The sequence below is a fragment of the Chitinophaga costaii genome (assembly GCF_900094705.1).
Taxonomy (GTDB): domain Bacteria; phylum Bacteroidota; class Bacteroidia; order Chitinophagales; family Chitinophagaceae; genus Chitinophaga; species Chitinophaga costaii.
In genome coordinates this window covers 1-1,393 of sequence record NZ_FMAR01000051.1, presented here as the reverse complement: position 1 = coordinate 1,393, position 1,393 = coordinate 1, and the positions used below count along the sequence as shown (strand labels likewise).

2 protein-coding genes are annotated in these 1,393 nt (G+C 37.5%); both read left to right on the top strand.

The genetic code is table 11. The features are described from left to right. On the top strand, nt 1-819 hold an 819-nt coding region (locus GA0116948_RS21370; RefSeq protein WP_170876098.1), incomplete at its 5' end, for a hypothetical protein. Beyond that, a complete protein-coding gene (locus GA0116948_RS20895) occupies nt 776-1,225 on the top strand; it encodes a hypothetical protein (protein ID WP_165798551.1) in 450 nt (149 codons plus the stop codon). The genes GA0116948_RS21370 and GA0116948_RS20895, both read left to right, overlap by 44 nt. The last annotated feature ends 168 nt before the right edge of the window (nt 1,226-1,393 follow it).

The following is a 1,393-nucleotide window of genomic DNA, read 5'->3' as shown; positions in this document are numbered from 1 at the left end:
CCGATTTGGGCGATAGACTTAGATGGTCTTGAGAAAATAACAATCCATCAAAGAACATTTGCTCCATGGGATTATTTTGGTAATATTTTCCCTGATCAAAAACCGTATAAGGGTGATAATAGAGGTTTTAACATGTATTACAAGCAAGGTAACAAGTGGATTACATCTAGGATTGTGTCTGTTACTAAGTTGGATGTAGCGACAGCAAAGCAGATAGGTGAAACCGTAGTTTATAGTGATCCATCAATTGGGCCTAGAAATTTTTATGGTGAAGTAGGAAGTAGTACAGAAACTCCTGATCAATGGACAGAAATAGAAAAGCAGTTCACTGTGGAAAACGGGGAAAGCATAAGATATGGATCAAAAATTTCTATTAATATTCAGGGGCATGATGCGAGAGTAGAAGATTTTATGGCGCCAGATATTGACTGGACTGGCAAGTTAGATTTTGACAATAGGGAGCCAGGAATTCTGTCAATGCACGGTGGCTTAGATGGGAAGGGGTTTCCTGCTTATGAACAATTTATTGAAGACTCTAAAGGACAACGAATAATGACTTATACTCATATGGCACCGCCTAAGAAGCAGATATTTACATTGTTTGGCGGAACTATTACACAGGGGAGTAATTGGTTGAAAATTGGAGTTGATCAAAATGGAAATTTTACAGGAAAGTTAAAAGCATATGAGGCAGTGCCTCATACTGGATCTTTTTGGAGCGGGTTATTTAAGAAGACAAAATATCAATGGAATGAATATACAGTTGATCAATGGAATGAAAAGCAACTTAGTAAACCTGCAGCTAAAGATCGCCAATAAAAAGAATGGACCTGTATTGATTGTTGCACTATTTTTATTAGGATGCCATTCTCCAAAGGATATGAAAAAGGAGGTGTGGGAACTACCTTGCGGTTATAAAGGGTTTGCAACTGTTTATTTTGATGAATCGGCTAATGCGAGTGCTAATGATGATAGGGTTTATCATTTAGACACAAGCGGAGTGTCGGTGGTTGACTACCCTCTCAATGATGGTTTTGCTCCAAATTTAAAAGAATATGTTATTGTTGTGATGAAATGTGCTAATAAGATAGATACCTTGCCGTATTATAACAATGACGAATTAGATACAGTGAGAAGGAGTCGATATGCAACTCGTCTAATTGTTGGAAAGAAAGGGGATAAGTACTTTAGGAGTATCTACGTGGAAAATGGGAGTGTAAAATAAACTGTGTCATTTAATAATTCGTTGATAATCTGATCTCGTTGGGAAGTGATATTTTTTCTGATGATGCTGGGTTATATTCTGCCGCTGCAAAAAATGTCACTTTCTAACGAGACTTTACCCCAATCGCAATCGTAGCCGCTCGCCAAATCTAATTGATAATTGAGATAC